Source organism: Zoogloea ramigera (genome assembly GCF_006539865.1).
Classification (GTDB): domain Bacteria; phylum Pseudomonadota; class Gammaproteobacteria; order Burkholderiales; family Rhodocyclaceae; genus Zoogloea; species Zoogloea ramigera.
This window is the reverse complement of sequence record NZ_BJNV01000020.1, coordinates 1-13,199: the sequence shown is the minus strand read 5'-3', so window position 1 is coordinate 13,199 and position 13,199 is coordinate 1. Positions and strand designations below refer to the sequence as shown.

The following is a 13,199-nucleotide window of genomic DNA, read 5'->3' as shown; positions in this document are numbered from 1 at the left end:
ACTCGTCTCCCTGGAAGTTCTTGGATTGCCTTGAAACAGGCGTGGATTTTAGCAGCCTCAGCCCGCTTTCTGGTCGGCCTTGAGGCGGGTGATGCGGACCACCTCGGGGATGTTGCGCACCCCCCGGACCACCTTGGCGAGGTGCAGCCGGTGGGTGACCTGGACGGTGATGTTGAGCGAGGTGTAGGTGCCCTGCTCGCCGTCGGTGCTGACGTTCTGAATGTTGCAGTTCTGCTCGGCGATGGCGTTGGCGACCTTGCCGAGCACGCCGCGCACGTTTTGAGTGAGCACCCGCAGGGTGACGTCGAAGAGGCGGTCGCTGGCGGGCTCCCACTCGACGTCGATCCAGCGGTCGCGCTCGGAACGCAGCTTGCGGGCCTGGGGGCAGTCGTGCATGTGCACCTCGAGGCCCTGGCCCTTGCGGATGATGCCGACGATCGGGTCGCCCGGGATCGGCCGGCAACAGCGCGCCAGCTGGACGGCCACGCCTTCGGTGCCGCGAATCAGGATGGCCCCGGCGGGCTTGGGCTTGACCACGTCGGCGCGGCCCGATTCGGTGTCCTGGATCTCGGCCAGGCGACGCGCGACGATGGCCGGCAGGCGCCTCCCGAGGCCGATGTCGGTCATCAGCTCGCGGCGGGTAGCGAGGGTGACCTCGCGCAGCAGACGGTCCCAGGCGAAGGTGCTGACCTGACCGAGGGTGAGGCCGTGGGGGCGCAGGGCCTGGTTGAGCAGACGCTCGCCGAGGGTCGAGGCCTCTTCCTGCTGGGCATTCTTGAGGAAGTGGCGGATCTGCGCGCGGGCCTTGCCGGTGCGCACGTAACTGAGCCAGGCCGGGTTGGGGCTGGCGTGGGCGGCGGTGATGATCTCGATCTGGTCGCCGTTGTGGAGCTCGGTGCGCAGCGGCATCAGCTCGCCGTTGATGCGCCCGGCGACGCAGCGGTTGCCCACGTCGGTATGCACCGCATAGGCAAAGTCGACCACCGTGGCGCCGCGGGGCAGCGCGAAGATCTTGCCCTTGGGCGTGAAGGCATACACCTCGCCCGGGAAGAGGTCGACCTTGACGTGCTCGAGGAACTCGCTGGAATCGCCCGAGGTGGATTGCAGCTCGAGCAGCGACTGCAGCCAGCTGTGGGTTTTGTGCTGCAGCTCGGTGAGGGTTTTTTCGTCTTCCTTGTAGAGCCAGTGGGAGGCGACGCCGCTCTCGGCCACGTGGTTCATCTCGGGGGTGCGGATCTGCACTTCGACCGGCGTGCCGAAGGGCCCGATCAGCGTGGTGTGCAGCGACTGGTAGCCGTTGCCCTTGGGGATCGCGATGTAGTCCTTGAACTTGCCGGGCACCGGCTTGTACAGCCCGTGCAGCGCGCCGAGGGCGCGGTAGCAGGTCTGCACGTCGGGCACCACGACGCGGAAACCATAAATATCAAGCACCTGCGAGAACGACAGGCGCTTCTCGGTCATCTTGCGGTAGATGCTGTAGAGGTGCTTCTCGCGCCCCCACACCTCGGCCTCGATGTTCCACTGGGGCAGGCGCTCCTCGATGGCGGCGAGGATCTTGCCGACCACCTCGCGGCGGTTGCCCCGGGCGGCCAGGATCGCCTTGGACAGCACCCGGAAGCGCAGCGGGTAGCGATGCTTGAAGGCCAGCTCCTGGAGCTCCCGGTAGATGGCGTTGAGGCCCAGCCGGTTGGCGATCGGGGCGTGGATCTCCTGGGTCTCGCGGGCGATGCGGCGACGCTTGTCGGGGCGCATGTGGTCGAGGGTCCGCATGTTGTGCAGACGGTCGGCCAGCTTGATCAGGATGACCCGCAGATCGCTGGCCATCGCCAGCAGCATCTTGCGGAAGTTTTCGGCCTGGGCTTCCTCGTGGGACTGGAACTCGATCTTGTCGAGTTTGGAGACCCCATCCACCAGCTCGGCCGTGACCCGCCCGAAGCGCTCGGCGATCTCGGCCTTGGTGATGTGGGTGTCCTCCATCACGTCATGCAGGAGGGCGGCGCACAGGGCCTGGGAATCCAGGTGCCAGCCGGCCAGGATCTCGGCGACGGCTACCGGATGGGAGATGTAAGGTTCGCCGCTCTTACGCAGCTGCCCGGTGTGGGCGTCGGCCGCGAAGTGGTAGGCGGCTTCGATGCGGCCGAGGTCTTCGGGCCGGAGATAACCCGCGACCAGCGCCCTCAGTTGCCCGAAATCGAGGGGCAGGACGCTGGATGCAGGGGGTCGGGAAACGCCGCCACCACTGAAAGGAACCGGTGCGGCGGAGTCCATGACATTACGCTCAGGCAGGGCAGGCTCAGGCCTGACCGCGATTGAGGACTTCGGCGCCGACCTTGCCGGCTGCGATTTCGCGCAGCGCGATCACGGTGGGCTTGTCCTTGTCGTGACGGTCGAGCTCGACCTGCGGGGTGGCGCCGGCCGTCAGCTGACGGGCACGGTAGGTTGCGGCCAGGGTGAGCTGGAAGCGGTTGGGGATTCTTTTAAGACAGTCGTCGACGGTAACGCGGGCCATATCAATCCTGTTCGAGGTAATGGAAAAACGCCGGCTGGCGCGCCTCCTGGTTGGCGTAGCGGAGCCGGGATGCCCTCACCACGGCCACCAGATCTTCGATGGCGGCGGGCAAGTTTTCATTGATTATAACGTAGTCGAACTCTGCCACATGGCGCATCTCGCCACGCGCGCCGAGCACCCGGCGGGAGATCACGTCCTCGCTGTCGGTGCCGCGGCCGCGCAGGCGGCGCTCGAGCTCCTCGACGGAGGGCGGCAGGATGAACACCCCGACCGCCTTCGGGAACACCTTGCGCACCTGCTGGGCGCCCTGCCAGTCGATCTCGAGGAGGATGTCGCGGCCGGCGCGGATCTGCTCCTCGAGCCAGCGCTTCGACGTCCCGTAGTAATTGCTATGGACCTCGGCCCACTCGAGGAATTCACCCTTGTCGCGCAGGGCGCGGAAGCCCTGCACATCGATGAAGTGATAGTGCTGGCCGTTCACCTCGCCCGTGCGCGGCGCGCGGGTGGTGTATGAGACCGAAAGGCGGACGAGCGGGTCGCGCTCGAGGAGGCCACTCACGAGGGTCGTCTTGCCGGCCCCCGAGGGCGCCGTGACGATGAAGAGGGTGCCGGGCATGGGGTTTCCTTACTCGATGTTCTGCACTTGCTCGCGCATCTGTTCGATGGCCAGCTTGAGTTCGACGGCGATCGCGGTCATGTCGGCGGCCATCGCCTTCGAGCCCAGGGTGTTGGCTTCCCGGTTGAGCTCCTGCATCAGGAAGTCGAGGCGCTTGCCACTGGCGCCGCCGGTCTTGAGGATGCGCTCGACCTCGTCGAGGTGGGTGGACAGGCGCGACAGCTCCTCGGCCACATCGACGCGCTGGGCGAACAGGCCCACTTCGAGGCGGATGCGGTCGTCGTCCAGCGTGGCGGCGGCGTCGCGCAGGCGGGTGGCGAGCTTCTCCTGGTATTCGGCGACGAGGGCCGGCACCCGGGGCTGCACCCGGGCCACCAGGCCGCGCATGTGGGCGATGCGGCCGCGGATCATCTCGGCCAGCTTTTCGCCCTCGCGGCGGCGGGTGGCGACGAGCTCGTCGAGGGCCGCCGCGACGAGCCGGACGATCTCGGGCTGCAGCGCGTCGAAGGTCGGGCTATCGTCGGCGAGCATACCGGGCCAGCGCAACACCTCGGCCACGCTGAGGGGCGCGGCCTGGGGCAGCTCGGCCTGGATGGCGAGCTGGGCATTTTTCAGCTGACCAAGCAGCACGGCGTTCATCGCAAGCTCGCGAGGTGCGCTATCCTTCGTCTGCAGATTGAAACGGCATTCGACCTTGCCACGGCTCAACTTGCCGGTGATCGCTTCCCGCAGGATGGGTTCGGCCTGGCGCAGATCGTCGTTGATGCGGAAGGCGAGATCGAGGTAGCGGGAATTGACGCTGCGCAGTTCGAGGTGCAGGGCAACTCGGCCCAGGTCGCGGGTCTGGACGGCGTAGCCCGTCATGCTGAGAATCATGTGTTTTTCCCGGTGTGGAGCGGCGATCCGCAGGTAAACTATCGACCCCGAACGCCACCAAAAGACGAAGTGTAGCGCCCTGCCCGATGGCCACTCAACAGAACTGCGCCCTCCCCCCTGGTTTTCTGCTCGACCACTACCGCGTCGAACGACAGCTCTCACTGGGCGGCTTTTCCATTGTCTATCTGGCCTACGATCAGGACGGCACGCCGGTCGCCATCAAGGAATACCTGCCCAACTCCCTGGCCCTGCGCGCCGAGGGCGAGGTCACGCCCCACGTCACCGAAGCCCACCAGGGCGCCTTCCGCTACGGCATGAAGTGCTTCTTCGAGGAGGGCCGGGCGCTGGCCAAGCTGGTGCACCCCAATGTGGTGCGCGTGCTCAACTTCTTCCGCGCCAACGGCACTGTTTACATGGTGATGCAGTTCGAGCGCGGCAGAACGCTCCACGACTACGTCCAGAAGAACAAGGGCAACGTGCGCGAGCGCTTCATCCGCGGCGTGTTCACCCGCATGCTCAACGGCCTGCGCGAGGTCCACGCCCACAAGCTGCTGCACCTCGACATCAAGCCGTCCAACATCTACCTGCGGGCCGACGGCACCCCGGTGCTGCTCGACTTCGGCGCCGCGCGCCAGACCCTGCTCTCCGACACGCCCATCCTGAAGCCGATGTACACCCCCGGCTTCGCCTCGCCCGAGCAGTTCCACAGCCGCGAAGCCCTCGGCCCGTGGAGCGACATCTACAGCGTGGGGGCCAGCATGTACGCCTGCCTGGCGGGCTCCTCGCCGCAGCGCTCCGACGAGCGCGTCAAGCACGACAACGTGGTCCCGGCCACCAAGGCCTGGGCGGGCCAGTATTCGCCCCACTTCCTCGCCACCATCGACTGGTGCCTTCAGCTCGACCCGCTGAAGCGCCCACAAAGCTGTTTCGCCTTGCAGAAGGTTCTCGCCCAGCGCCACCGGGAGGCGCCGCCCCAGCAGAAAACCTGGCTCGAAGGGCTGGGCTCCCGCCTCAAAACAATGATAGGCCGCACATGAGATTCACCATTTTCCAGGAAAGCCGGGTCGGCAAGCGCAAGACCAACCAGGACCGCGTCGCCTATTCGTACACCCGCGACGCGCTGCTGCTCGTCCTCGCCGACGGCATGGGCGGCCACCTCTATGGCGAAGTCGCCGCGCAGATCTCCGTGCAGTTCATCGCCCAGTCGTTCCAGCAGGAGGCCCGCCCCAAGGTCTCCGACCCGGTGCTGTTCCTCTCGCGGGTGCTGAGCAACGCCCACCACGCGATCCTCGACTACGCCTTCGACAAGCAGCTCTCCGACGTGCCGCGCACCACCATCGTTGCCTGCCTGGTGCAGGAGGGCGTGGCCCACTGGGCCCACGCCGGCGACTCCCGGCTCTACATGATCCGCAAGAACAAGCTCGCCGCCCAGACCCGCGACCACTCCCGCGTCCAGCTGATGCTCGACCAGGGCCTGCTCGACGCCGAGGCCGCCGCCGTGCACCCCGGGCGCAACCGCATCTTCAGCTGCCTGGGCGGCAACCACCCGCCGCAGATCGAGTTCTCCCGCGGGGTTTCGCTGATCAACGGCGACGTACTGGCGATCTGCTCCGACGGCGTGTGGGGCCCCCTCGACGCCGACACCATCGTGAACACCCTCGCCGATGGGCGCGTCATGGACGGCGTCCCCAAGCTGATGAACCAGGCCGAGACCCTCGGCGGCCCCCAGTGCGACAACATGACCCTGATCGCCATGACCTGGCACGACGATCAGCAGGAAGACATCCCCGACACCGTGTCCACCCGCACCATGCCGGCCGACGCCTACACCACCCAGATGGAAGGCTTCGGGCGCAGCAAGCGCGACCAGGAAGACCTCAGCGAAGACGAGATCGAGCGCGCCATCCGCGAGATCAACGCCGCCATCCACAAGTTCAAGTGAGCCGCGCCGCGCCTTTGCCGGCGCGCCGCCTCGCCCGGCCCCTCGCGGCCTGCACCAGCCCGGTGCGCGGCCCCGGCGAGCCGCCCTCAGCGCATGCGCTGCGACGAATCGTCCTGCCACGAACTGCCCCGCCCACCAGACGGCAGCCCGAGGGTCGACAACCGGGCCGCCCGGCTCTCCCGGGTCGTATCGACCAGCCAGGCCTGCAACAGCCGGAGCACGGCCCCGAAATGGAAAACGGCAAGTCTGGTGCGCATCGCAAGGAACCCCTTCAAAGTGTGGTCACGCCAACGGCATCCATGCTTGCATGATTCATAGAGTAATACCGTAAAAAATTCCTCATCTCCTGCGTATAAGCGCATGGAGCATGGCGGCGTGGCAAGACAAGGTTTGATGCAAGATCTGCGCCCGCACGCCAGGGCGCTGCGCCCCTCGCAGCAACCCCGAAAACAAGGCCACCGCCGCCCCACCTGCAGACCGGCAGCGCCGCGAGCGTCTACAATGGCAGCAACACCCCGGCGGCCCTCGCCGGCCGGCCCCAACCCCCACCCGCCGCACCCGGCGGACGACTCCAGCGAGCCCGCATGAGCACAAACGCCCCCACCAGCCCCACCGTCCGCCCCAGCGGCCGTACGCCCGCCGACCTGCGCCCGGTCCGCATCACCCGCGGCTTCACCCGCCACGCCGAAGGCTCGGTGCTCATCGAGTTCGGCGAGACCCGCGTGCTGTGCACCGCCAGCGTCGAAGAATCGGTGCCGCCCTTCCTGCGCGGCAAGGGCCAGGGCTGGCTGACCGCCGAATACGGCATGCTGCCCCGCGCCACCCACACCCGCAGCCCGCGCGAAGCCGCCAAGGGCAAGCAGAGCGGCCGCACGCAAGAGATCCAGCGCCTGATCGGGCGCAGCCTGCGCGCGGTGGTCGACATGCAGGCCCTCGGCGAGCGCCAGATCACCATCGACTGCGACGTGCTGCAGGCCGACGGCGGCACCCGCACCGCCTCCATCACCGGCGCCTGCGTGGCTGTCCACGAAGCCCTCGACGGCCTCGTCAAGGCCGGCAAGCTGCCCGCCAACCCGATGCGCGACTTCGTCGCCGCCATCTCGGTGGGCATCTACAAGGGCGTGCCGGTGCTCGACCTCGACTACCTCGAAGACTCCGACTGCGAGACCGACATGAACGTCGTCATGACCGGCAGCGGCGGCTTCGTCGAAGTCCAGGGCACCGCCGAAGGCAGCCCCTTCTCCCGCGCCGAACTCGACGCCCTGCTCGAACTCGCCGGCGCCGGCATCACCCGCCTCGTCGCCGAACAAAAACAGGCCCTCGGCCTCGCCTGACCCCCATCGGAGCCCCGCCATGGACAAACTCGTGCTCGCCAGCGGCAACGCCGGCAAACTCAAGGAACTCTCCTCGCTGCTCGCCCCGCTGGGCATCGAGGTGCTGCCCCAGTCGGCCTTCAACGTGAGCGAAGCCGAAGAGCCCCACCCCAGCTTCGTCGAGAACGCCATCGCCAAGGCCCGCCACGCCGCCCGCGCCACCGGCCTGCCGGCCCTCGCCGACGACTCCGGGCTGTGCGTCGACGTCCTCGGCGGCGCCCCCGGCGTGCTGTCGGCGCGCTTCGCCGGCGAACCCAAGTCCGACGCCCGCAACAACGCCCTGCTCCTCGAACGCCTGGCCGACGAGCCCAAGCGCGGCGCCCGCTTCTACTGCGCGCTGGCCCTCGTCCGCCACGCCGACGACCCGCAACCCATCATCGCCTGCGGCGAATGGCACGGCGAAATCCTCGAGGCCGCCCGCGGCCAGGGCGGCTTCGGCTACGACCCGCTGTTCCTCGTCCCCGACCTCGACCAGACCGCCGCCGAGATCGACCACAGCCTCAAGAACGTCCTGTCCCACCGGGGCAAGGCCATGCGCCAGCTCCTCGACCGCCTGCGCGCCGAGCAGCAGGCCTGATCACCCAGCCCCACCGCACAATGGCCGAAGCCCGCATCATCCCCATCGCCCCCCGCGCCGCCGGCAGCGGCGGGTGGGCCCCGCAGCTCAGCGCCTCGCCGCCCCTCGCGCTCTACGTGCACTTCCCGTGGTGCGTGCAGAAGTGCCCCTACTGCGACTTCAACTCCCACGCCGTACGTGACGACGGCATCCCCGAGGCCGCCTACCGCGCCGCCCTCGTCGCCGACCTCGAGAGCGCCCTGCCGCAGATCTGGGGCCGCCGCGTGCACAGCATCTTCATCGGCGGCGGCACTCCCAGCCTCATCAGCCCCGACGGCCTCGACGAGCTCCTCACCGCCATCCGCATGCGCGTGCAGCTCGACCCGCTGGCCGAAATCACCCTCGAAGCCAACCCCGGCACCGTCGACGCCGGCCGCTTCAAGGCCTTCCGCCAGGCCGGCGTCAACCGCCTGTCGGTGGGCATCCAGAGCTTCGACGAGCGCCACCTCAAGGCACTCGGGCGCATCCACGGCCGCGCCGACGCCATCGCCGCCGCCGAAGCCGCCCTCACCCACTTCGAGGCCGTCAACCTCGACCTCATGTACGCCCTGCCCGGCCAAACGCTAGCCGAAGCCGACGCCGACCTCACCACCGCCCTCGCCCTCGGCCCCGGCCACCTGTCCTGCTACCACCTCACCCTCGAGCCCAACACCGCCTTCGCCGCCAACCCGCCCGAGGTGCCCGACCCCGACGCCTCCGCCGACATGCAGGACCGCATCGAAGCCCGCCTCGGCGACGCCGGCTACCGCCACTACGAAACCTCCGCCTTCGCCAAGCCCGGCCGCGAATGCCGGCACAACCTCAACTACTGGGCCTTCGGCGACTACCTCGGCATCGGCGCCGGCGCCCACGGCAAGCTCTCGTCCCACGAAGGCATCGTCCGCGAAGCCCGCCCCAAGCACCCCGCCGCCTACCTCGCCGCCCACCACAGCGGCAGCTTCGTCGCCGAACGGCGCAGCCTCGGCGCCGCCGAACTGCCCTTCGAGTTCATGATGAACGCCCTGCGCCTCAACCAGGGCTTCCCCCGCCACCTGTTCACCGAACGCACCGGCCTCCCCTTCGAAGCCGCCGAACCCGGCCTCCTCAAGGCCCGCCAGCAAGGCCTCATCGAAACCGACGGCGACACCATCCGCCCCACCACCCGGGGCCGGCATTTCCTCAATGAGCTGTTGATGCTGTTTCTGGCGGAGTGAGAGCGGCTTACTCCCTCCCCTGACAAGGGGAGGGCCGGGGAGGGGTTGCGCGGGCTGGCAAGGCACTGCACGCCATCGCCCCCATGGGCCGTTCGCTGACGGCGACACGACTCGGTCTGGCTTGGCGGAATTGGCCGCAGCGCCCGTCCCCGGTCGAGGCAAGACAAAGACAGCGGCAGCCGGCTGGACTCCCTTGCCATTTTTGATCAATACTGCCGCCAGATGGCTTCACCACTCCAGGAGCTACCCATGAGCACCATCAGCCTGAATACCTCCCTTGTTTCGGCCGTCACCTTGCTCGGCGGCGAAGGCGTGCTGCGGGCCAAGCCTCGGGTCGTCATGGACTGGATACCCCTGGTGCGTCGGGGCCTGCCATCGGCCTGTGTCGATGCGGTGGTTCGCACCACCCGCATCACGCAGAGCGATCTGGCCCATGCGCTGGCCATTCCCGAGCGCACCCTGGCCCGGCGCAAACGCGAAGGCGCCCTGTCCCCCGAAGAGTCGGCCAAGCTCGTGCGCTTCGCCCGCGTGGTGGAGCGCGCAGAGACCGTCTTCGAGGACGCCGACAGCGCCCTGAACTGGCTCCAGAGCCCCAACGCATCCCTGGGCGGCGTCACCCCGCTGTCACTGCTCGACACCGACATCGGCGCCGACAGCGTGCTGGACACCCTCGGGCGCATCGAGCACGGCGTGTTCGCCTGATGCGGACCGTCTGGCGGATCACCACCGCCCGCTTTGCCGGCACGGCCTTCAGCGGCGAGGGCGCGCGGCGCTACGGGGGGCGCTGGAATCCCAAAGGCTGCGAGGTGGTCTATACCGCCGAATCCCAATCCCTGGCCCTGCTCGAGCTGATGGTGCAGGACGACCCCTTGCGCGCCCACTACATCCTGATCCCCGCGCACCTGCCCTCGGGCCTGCCCGAGACACGCATCGATGCAGAGCAGCTGCCAGGCGACTGGCGCACCATCGGTGCCCGCGATGTACTGCACGCCATGGGGCAAGCGTGGCTGCAAGACATGCAGACCGCGGTTCTGAGCGTTCCCAGCGCGGTGGTCCCGGCGGAGCGCAACTATCTGCTCAACCCCCGCCACCCGGATTTCGCCCGCATCACGCTCGGCGCGCCCCAGTCACTGCAAACCGATACCCGCCTGCTACGCAATCTCGGCTAACCGGGGTGACGGCTCGCTAGCGTCAAGAGAGTCAAAGGCCAATCGCGCTGCGAAGGGCGTTGAACAGCCAGGGCCATCCAGCACGCGCATTCCTGCCATGCCGGCGCGCCCCACAGCCAGGGATCGTCTTTTACAATTGCATACCCGTACGCAATCTGAAAGTGACTTATGGCCAAGTTCCTGAACACCAGCGCAACAAACTACTTCCTCGAAGAACTGATCAAGGAAGCCCGCGACAGGCTGATTCTGATCAGCCCCTTCCTCAAGCTCAACGACCGGATGAAGGAGCTCCTGGCTGACAAGAACCGCCTCAAGATCGATGTCCGTATCGTCTATGGCAAGAGCGAGCTGCAGCCGGAAGAGATCAACTGGCTCAAGGAGCTCACCTACGTCCGCACGAGCTTCTGCAAGAACCTGCACGCCAAGTGCTACATGAACGAAGAGCTGTGCATCGTCACCAGCCTGAACCTGTATGAGTTCAGCCAGATCAACAACAACGAGATGGGCGTGCTGATCCGTCGCGCCGACGACACCGAACTCTACAAGGACGCCTACGAAGAGGCGCAGCGCATCATCCGGATCAGCGACGAAGTCAGGATTTCGCTCGAACGCGTGGCAAACGAGCCCGAGAGCAAGCCCGAAACCGAGGAAACCTCCGACAAAGTCACCTCATCCAAGCTGGCGCAAAAGCTCGGATTGAAAACCAACGAACTGCTTGAGAAGCTGGCCGCGACAGGCCACCTCGAGGTTCGCGACGGCAAGAACTACCTGACCTCCCGCGGCAAGGAAGCCGGTGGCGAATTTCGCATGAGCCCGAAATTCGGCCCCTACTTCCTGTGGCCGGAAAACTTCAAGCTGTGAACCCGCTCGGCGAACAAGGCCTCCGGGCGGCGTGAGGCGAGTCAGGTTACGCTACACCAACCCGACGCAACTCAGGATCAGACCTCACCATGCCCCGCCGCTTCGCCACTGTCCGCAATCTCATCTACTGGGAATACGCCAAGATTATTTCCGGCAGCGCGATCGGCGACCGATTGAACTTCAAGTTCGTCAACTTCACGTTTCGCAAGCTGGTTGAAGGGAAGATAAGCCCGTCGGCCATCCTCACCGAGAACAAGCAGCTCTTCATGCTTGGCGACGTCTGCGCTTATTGCGGTACGACCGGCTCATTGCAGTGGGAGCACATCATCCCGGTTTCGCTGGGGGGCCCGGACAACATCGACAACATGGTTCGTGCGTGTGCCCCATGCAATCTGACCAAGGGCGCCCTCGATCCATATCAGTGGTCTATCGGCGCAGGCCGGGGTGATTCGATCCCACGCCTCGTCCTGGGCAAGTTCCTGAAGGTCGTCTTTGAAGAGTATTCCGCCCGCGAGTTGCTGGACTCGACGGAGTACATGCGGCGCAATGCCATCGAAAGAGTCTCCCTGAGCGCCATTTTTCTGGATCACTCCGCTCCGGCCAGTTCCTGAGTTCGAAGCGGATTAATGCAAGGCACGCCTCCATCACGCACCCCGCAGTCGCCGCCCCCGCCCGCCCTAATAATTTATTTACATACACATTCCAAATACCCCTACAATCCCCCGGCGCATTCGGGGGCGCGCGAAAGCCCCCGGTTTCAATGATCCGGAGGCTATGCCCATGTCCCAGAACATCGTTTCGATCTCCCTTTCCAACGACGATCTCGCCGCCATCCGCGGCATGCTGGCCGGGCTTGAGGACAAGCTCAAGGCAATGGTCGAGCTGACGGCGGCGCAGCGGGTGTCGCTGCTGCGGATGGGCGCGCGCTCCGAGTCTTTCGTGCGGCACACCCTCGACACCCTCGAGCAGGACCCGGACATCCTGCCGCGCAGCTTCGACCTCGCAGAGATGCAGCGCGACCTGGTGGCCCTCGACCAGCTGCGGCCGATCTTCAGCCGCCTGCGCCAGCTCGCCGGCCGGGCCGACGACACCGAACGGGCCCTGGGCAACGACCTCTACGAATCCGCGCTGGCAGCCTACCGCTTCGCCAAGGCCACCGACGGCAGCGCGGTGGCCGATGCGCTGCAGGAGCATGGCTCGGAGCGCTTCGCGTCCAACGGCAAGCGCAGCCCGACCCCCGAAGACAGCGCCAACTGACACCCCCCGGGGGCGCCCCGGGGGTCCGCAACACCGGGCCGTCCTCGCGACGGCCCGGTGCGCTTCAACCCGACACATCCTCACTCCAACCCGACCCGAGTCACCTTCAAGCCGACCTGAGTCGGCTCAGACCTGACCCGAGTCGGCTTGAACCTGACTCAGCTTCGCTCAGACCCGACTCGAGTTTGCTTCGACCCGACCCGGGTCAGCTTGAACCAGACCCGAGTTCGGTCAGACCTGACTCGGGCCACCTTCAACCTGACCCGAGTCAGCTCAAACCCGACCGGAGTTCGCTTGAACCCGACCCGCGCCCCCTTCAACCTGACTCGGGTTCAAGGCGCCCCAGAACAACGGGCAACCGACGCCGCCGCGCGGAACAATGGCGTGCCGATAGGGCACGGGGGATGTCGGGTTACGCCCTGCAGGCTAACCCGACCTACGCAGCTGGGTCATCCTCGCTCAGACCTGCGCCGTCCTCGCTTCGACCTGCTCCAGTCTCACTCCAACCTGGATCATCCTCACTCAGACCTGGGTTGAGACGAACCCGCACAAGGGGACAGCAGCGGATACCGCCAGGAGCGATGGCGCATCGATATAACGGAGAAATGTCGGGTTACGCTGCGCTAACCCGACCTACCCATTTTCCAACTCCCATCTCCCGCCCTTCGCCTGTCGCCTGTCGCCTGTCGCCTGTCGCCTGTCGCCTTTCCGCCGATCACACCCGCACGCCCTGCAACGCTCGGTGATTCCGGAAAGCCCCTTCTGAGCCGCCGAGCAGCGCAGCAGC

15 protein-coding genes and 1 pseudogene are annotated in these 13,199 nt (G+C 66.8%); 10 read left to right on the top strand and 6 right to left on the bottom strand.

The annotated features are described in order from the left end of the window. Positions 1 to 57: 57 nt before the first annotated feature. Genes ZRA01_RS07550 through ZRA01_RS07535 form a run of 4 tightly spaced genes read right to left on the bottom strand, consistent with a single transcriptional unit; the run spans position 58 to position 4,001 of the window. A complete protein-coding gene (locus ZRA01_RS07550) occupies positions 58 to 2,268 on the bottom strand; it encodes a RelA/SpoT family protein (protein WP_141350890.1) in 2,211 nt (736 codons plus the stop codon). A 25-nt stretch (positions 2,269 to 2,293) separates the two neighbouring features. Continuing rightward, positions 2,294 to 2,509: a DNA-directed RNA polymerase subunit omega gene (rpoZ, locus tag ZRA01_RS07545; RefSeq protein ID WP_141350887.1), complete on the bottom strand. Its 216-nt coding sequence runs from the start codon at positions 2,507 to 2,509 to the stop codon at positions 2,294 to 2,296. Position 2,510: 1 nt separating this feature from the next. Continuing rightward, positions 2,511 to 3,125, bottom strand: a complete 615-nt coding sequence (gene gmk / locus ZRA01_RS07540; RefSeq protein WP_141350886.1) for a guanylate kinase — start codon at positions 3,123 to 3,125, stop codon at positions 2,511 to 2,513. 9 nt (positions 3,126 to 3,134) lie between these two features. Continuing rightward, positions 3,135 to 4,001: a YicC/YloC family endoribonuclease gene (locus ZRA01_RS07535; RefSeq protein WP_141350884.1), complete on the bottom strand. Its 867-nt coding sequence runs from the start codon at positions 3,999 to 4,001 to the stop codon at positions 3,135 to 3,137. Positions 4,002 to 4,087: 86 nt separating this feature from the next. Between ZRA01_RS07535 and ZRA01_RS07530 the strand changes: the two genes are divergently transcribed. Both ZRA01_RS07530 and ZRA01_RS07525 read left to right on the top strand, forming a co-directional pair. Further along, positions 4,088 to 5,038 (top strand): serine/threonine protein kinase, encoded by a 951-nt coding sequence (locus ZRA01_RS07530; RefSeq protein ID WP_141350882.1) that lies wholly within the window; start codon positions 4,088 to 4,090, stop codon positions 5,036 to 5,038. Next, positions 5,035 to 5,943, top strand: a complete 909-nt coding sequence (locus tag ZRA01_RS07525; protein ID WP_141350880.1) for a PP2C family protein-serine/threonine phosphatase — start codon at positions 5,035 to 5,037, stop codon at positions 5,941 to 5,943. Before ZRA01_RS07530 ends, ZRA01_RS07525 begins: the two co-directional genes overlap by 4 nt. Before the next feature lie 86 nt (positions 5,944 to 6,029). Here ZRA01_RS07525 and ZRA01_RS20495 read toward each other — a convergent pair whose 3' ends face one another. Beyond that, positions 6,030 to 6,200, bottom strand: coding sequence for a hypothetical protein (locus ZRA01_RS20495; protein WP_170182919.1), 171 nt, complete (start codon positions 6,198 to 6,200; stop codon positions 6,030 to 6,032). A gap of 327 nt (positions 6,201 to 6,527) precedes the next feature. Here ZRA01_RS20495 and rph point away from each other — a divergent pair, with 327 nt between their 5' ends. From rph to ZRA01_RS07485, 8 genes are all read left to right on the top strand, one after another. Beyond that, entirely contained in the window at positions 6,528 to 7,277 is a 750-nt protein-coding gene (gene rph / locus ZRA01_RS07520) for a ribonuclease PH (RefSeq protein ID WP_141350878.1), read from the top strand. 19 nt (positions 7,278 to 7,296) lie between these two features. Further along, positions 7,297 to 7,893, top strand: coding sequence for an RdgB/HAM1 family non-canonical purine NTP pyrophosphatase (rdgB, locus tag ZRA01_RS07515; RefSeq protein WP_141350876.1), 597 nt, complete (start codon positions 7,297 to 7,299; stop codon positions 7,891 to 7,893). A gap of 20 nt (positions 7,894 to 7,913) precedes the next feature. Further along, entirely contained in the window at positions 7,914 to 9,125 is a 1,212-nt protein-coding gene (hemW, locus tag ZRA01_RS07510) for a radical SAM family heme chaperone HemW (protein WP_141350874.1), read from the top strand. Between the two features lie 249 nt (positions 9,126 to 9,374). Continuing rightward, positions 9,375 to 9,827, top strand: coding sequence for an Xre family toxin-antitoxin system antitoxin (locus tag ZRA01_RS07505; protein ID WP_141350873.1), 453 nt, complete (start codon positions 9,375 to 9,377; stop codon positions 9,825 to 9,827). Next, positions 9,827 to 10,294 (top strand): RES family NAD+ phosphorylase, encoded by a 468-nt coding sequence (locus ZRA01_RS07500; RefSeq protein ID WP_141350871.1) that lies wholly within the window; start codon positions 9,827 to 9,829, stop codon positions 10,292 to 10,294. Before ZRA01_RS07505 ends, ZRA01_RS07500 begins: the two co-directional genes overlap by 1 nt. Positions 10,295 to 10,462: 168 nt before the next feature. Continuing rightward, positions 10,463 to 11,155: a phospholipase D family protein gene (locus ZRA01_RS07495; RefSeq protein ID WP_141350869.1), complete on the top strand. Its 693-nt coding sequence runs from the start codon at positions 10,463 to 10,465 to the stop codon at positions 11,153 to 11,155. A gap of 89 nt (positions 11,156 to 11,244) precedes the next feature. Then, positions 11,245 to 11,766, top strand: coding sequence for an HNH endonuclease (locus ZRA01_RS07490; protein WP_141350868.1), 522 nt, complete (start codon positions 11,245 to 11,247; stop codon positions 11,764 to 11,766). Positions 11,767 to 11,935: 169 nt separating this feature from the next. Beyond that, a complete protein-coding gene (locus ZRA01_RS07485; protein WP_141350866.1) occupies positions 11,936 to 12,412 on the top strand; it encodes a hypothetical protein in 477 nt (158 codons plus the stop codon). A 106-nt stretch (positions 12,413 to 12,518) separates the two neighbouring features. On the opposite strand, the pseudogene ZRA01_RS21360 reads toward ZRA01_RS07485, so the two are convergent. After that, positions 12,519 to 12,593, bottom strand: a pseudogene (locus tag ZRA01_RS21360) (hypothetical protein); the annotation flags it as partial. Positions 12,594 to 13,199: the final 606 nt, after the last annotated feature.

What these genes read in the sequence shown, in the direction of transcription:
- ZRA01_RS07550 (WP_141350890.1), bottom strand. Translation starts at nt 2,268, where the DNA reads ATGGACTCCGCCGCACCGGTTCCTTTCAGTGGTGGCGGCGTTTCCCGA.
- rpoZ (WP_141350887.1), bottom strand. Translation starts at nt 2,509, where the DNA reads ATGGCCCGCGTTACCGTCGACGACTGTCTTAAAAGAATCCCCAACCGC.
- gmk (WP_141350886.1), bottom strand. Translation starts at nt 3,125, where the DNA reads ATGCCCGGCACCCTCTTCATCGTCACGGCGCCCTCGGGGGCCGGCAAG.
- ZRA01_RS07535 (WP_141350884.1), bottom strand. Translation starts at nt 4,001, where the DNA reads ATGATTCTCAGCATGACGGGCTACGCCGTCCAGACCCGCGACCTGGGC.
- ZRA01_RS07530 (WP_141350882.1), top strand. Translation starts at nt 4,088, where the DNA reads ATGGCCACTCAACAGAACTGCGCCCTCCCCCCTGGTTTTCTGCTCGAC.
- ZRA01_RS07525 (WP_141350880.1), top strand. Translation starts at nt 5,035, where the DNA reads ATGAGATTCACCATTTTCCAGGAAAGCCGGGTCGGCAAGCGCAAGACC.
- ZRA01_RS20495 (WP_170182919.1), bottom strand. Translation starts at nt 6,200, where the DNA reads ATGCGCACCAGACTTGCCGTTTTCCATTTCGGGGCCGTGCTCCGGCTG.
- rph (WP_141350878.1), top strand. Translation starts at nt 6,528, where the DNA reads ATGAGCACAAACGCCCCCACCAGCCCCACCGTCCGCCCCAGCGGCCGT.
- rdgB (WP_141350876.1), top strand. Translation starts at nt 7,297, where the DNA reads ATGGACAAACTCGTGCTCGCCAGCGGCAACGCCGGCAAACTCAAGGAA.
- hemW (WP_141350874.1), top strand. Translation starts at nt 7,914, where the DNA reads ATGGCCGAAGCCCGCATCATCCCCATCGCCCCCCGCGCCGCCGGCAGC.
- ZRA01_RS07505 (WP_141350873.1), top strand. Translation starts at nt 9,375, where the DNA reads ATGAGCACCATCAGCCTGAATACCTCCCTTGTTTCGGCCGTCACCTTG.
- ZRA01_RS07500 (WP_141350871.1), top strand. Translation starts at nt 9,827, where the DNA reads ATGCGGACCGTCTGGCGGATCACCACCGCCCGCTTTGCCGGCACGGCC.
- ZRA01_RS07495 (WP_141350869.1), top strand. Translation starts at nt 10,463, where the DNA reads ATGGCCAAGTTCCTGAACACCAGCGCAACAAACTACTTCCTCGAAGAA.
- ZRA01_RS07490 (WP_141350868.1), top strand. Translation starts at nt 11,245, where the DNA reads ATGCCCCGCCGCTTCGCCACTGTCCGCAATCTCATCTACTGGGAATAC.
- ZRA01_RS07485 (WP_141350866.1), top strand. Translation starts at nt 11,936, where the DNA reads ATGTCCCAGAACATCGTTTCGATCTCCCTTTCCAACGACGATCTCGCC.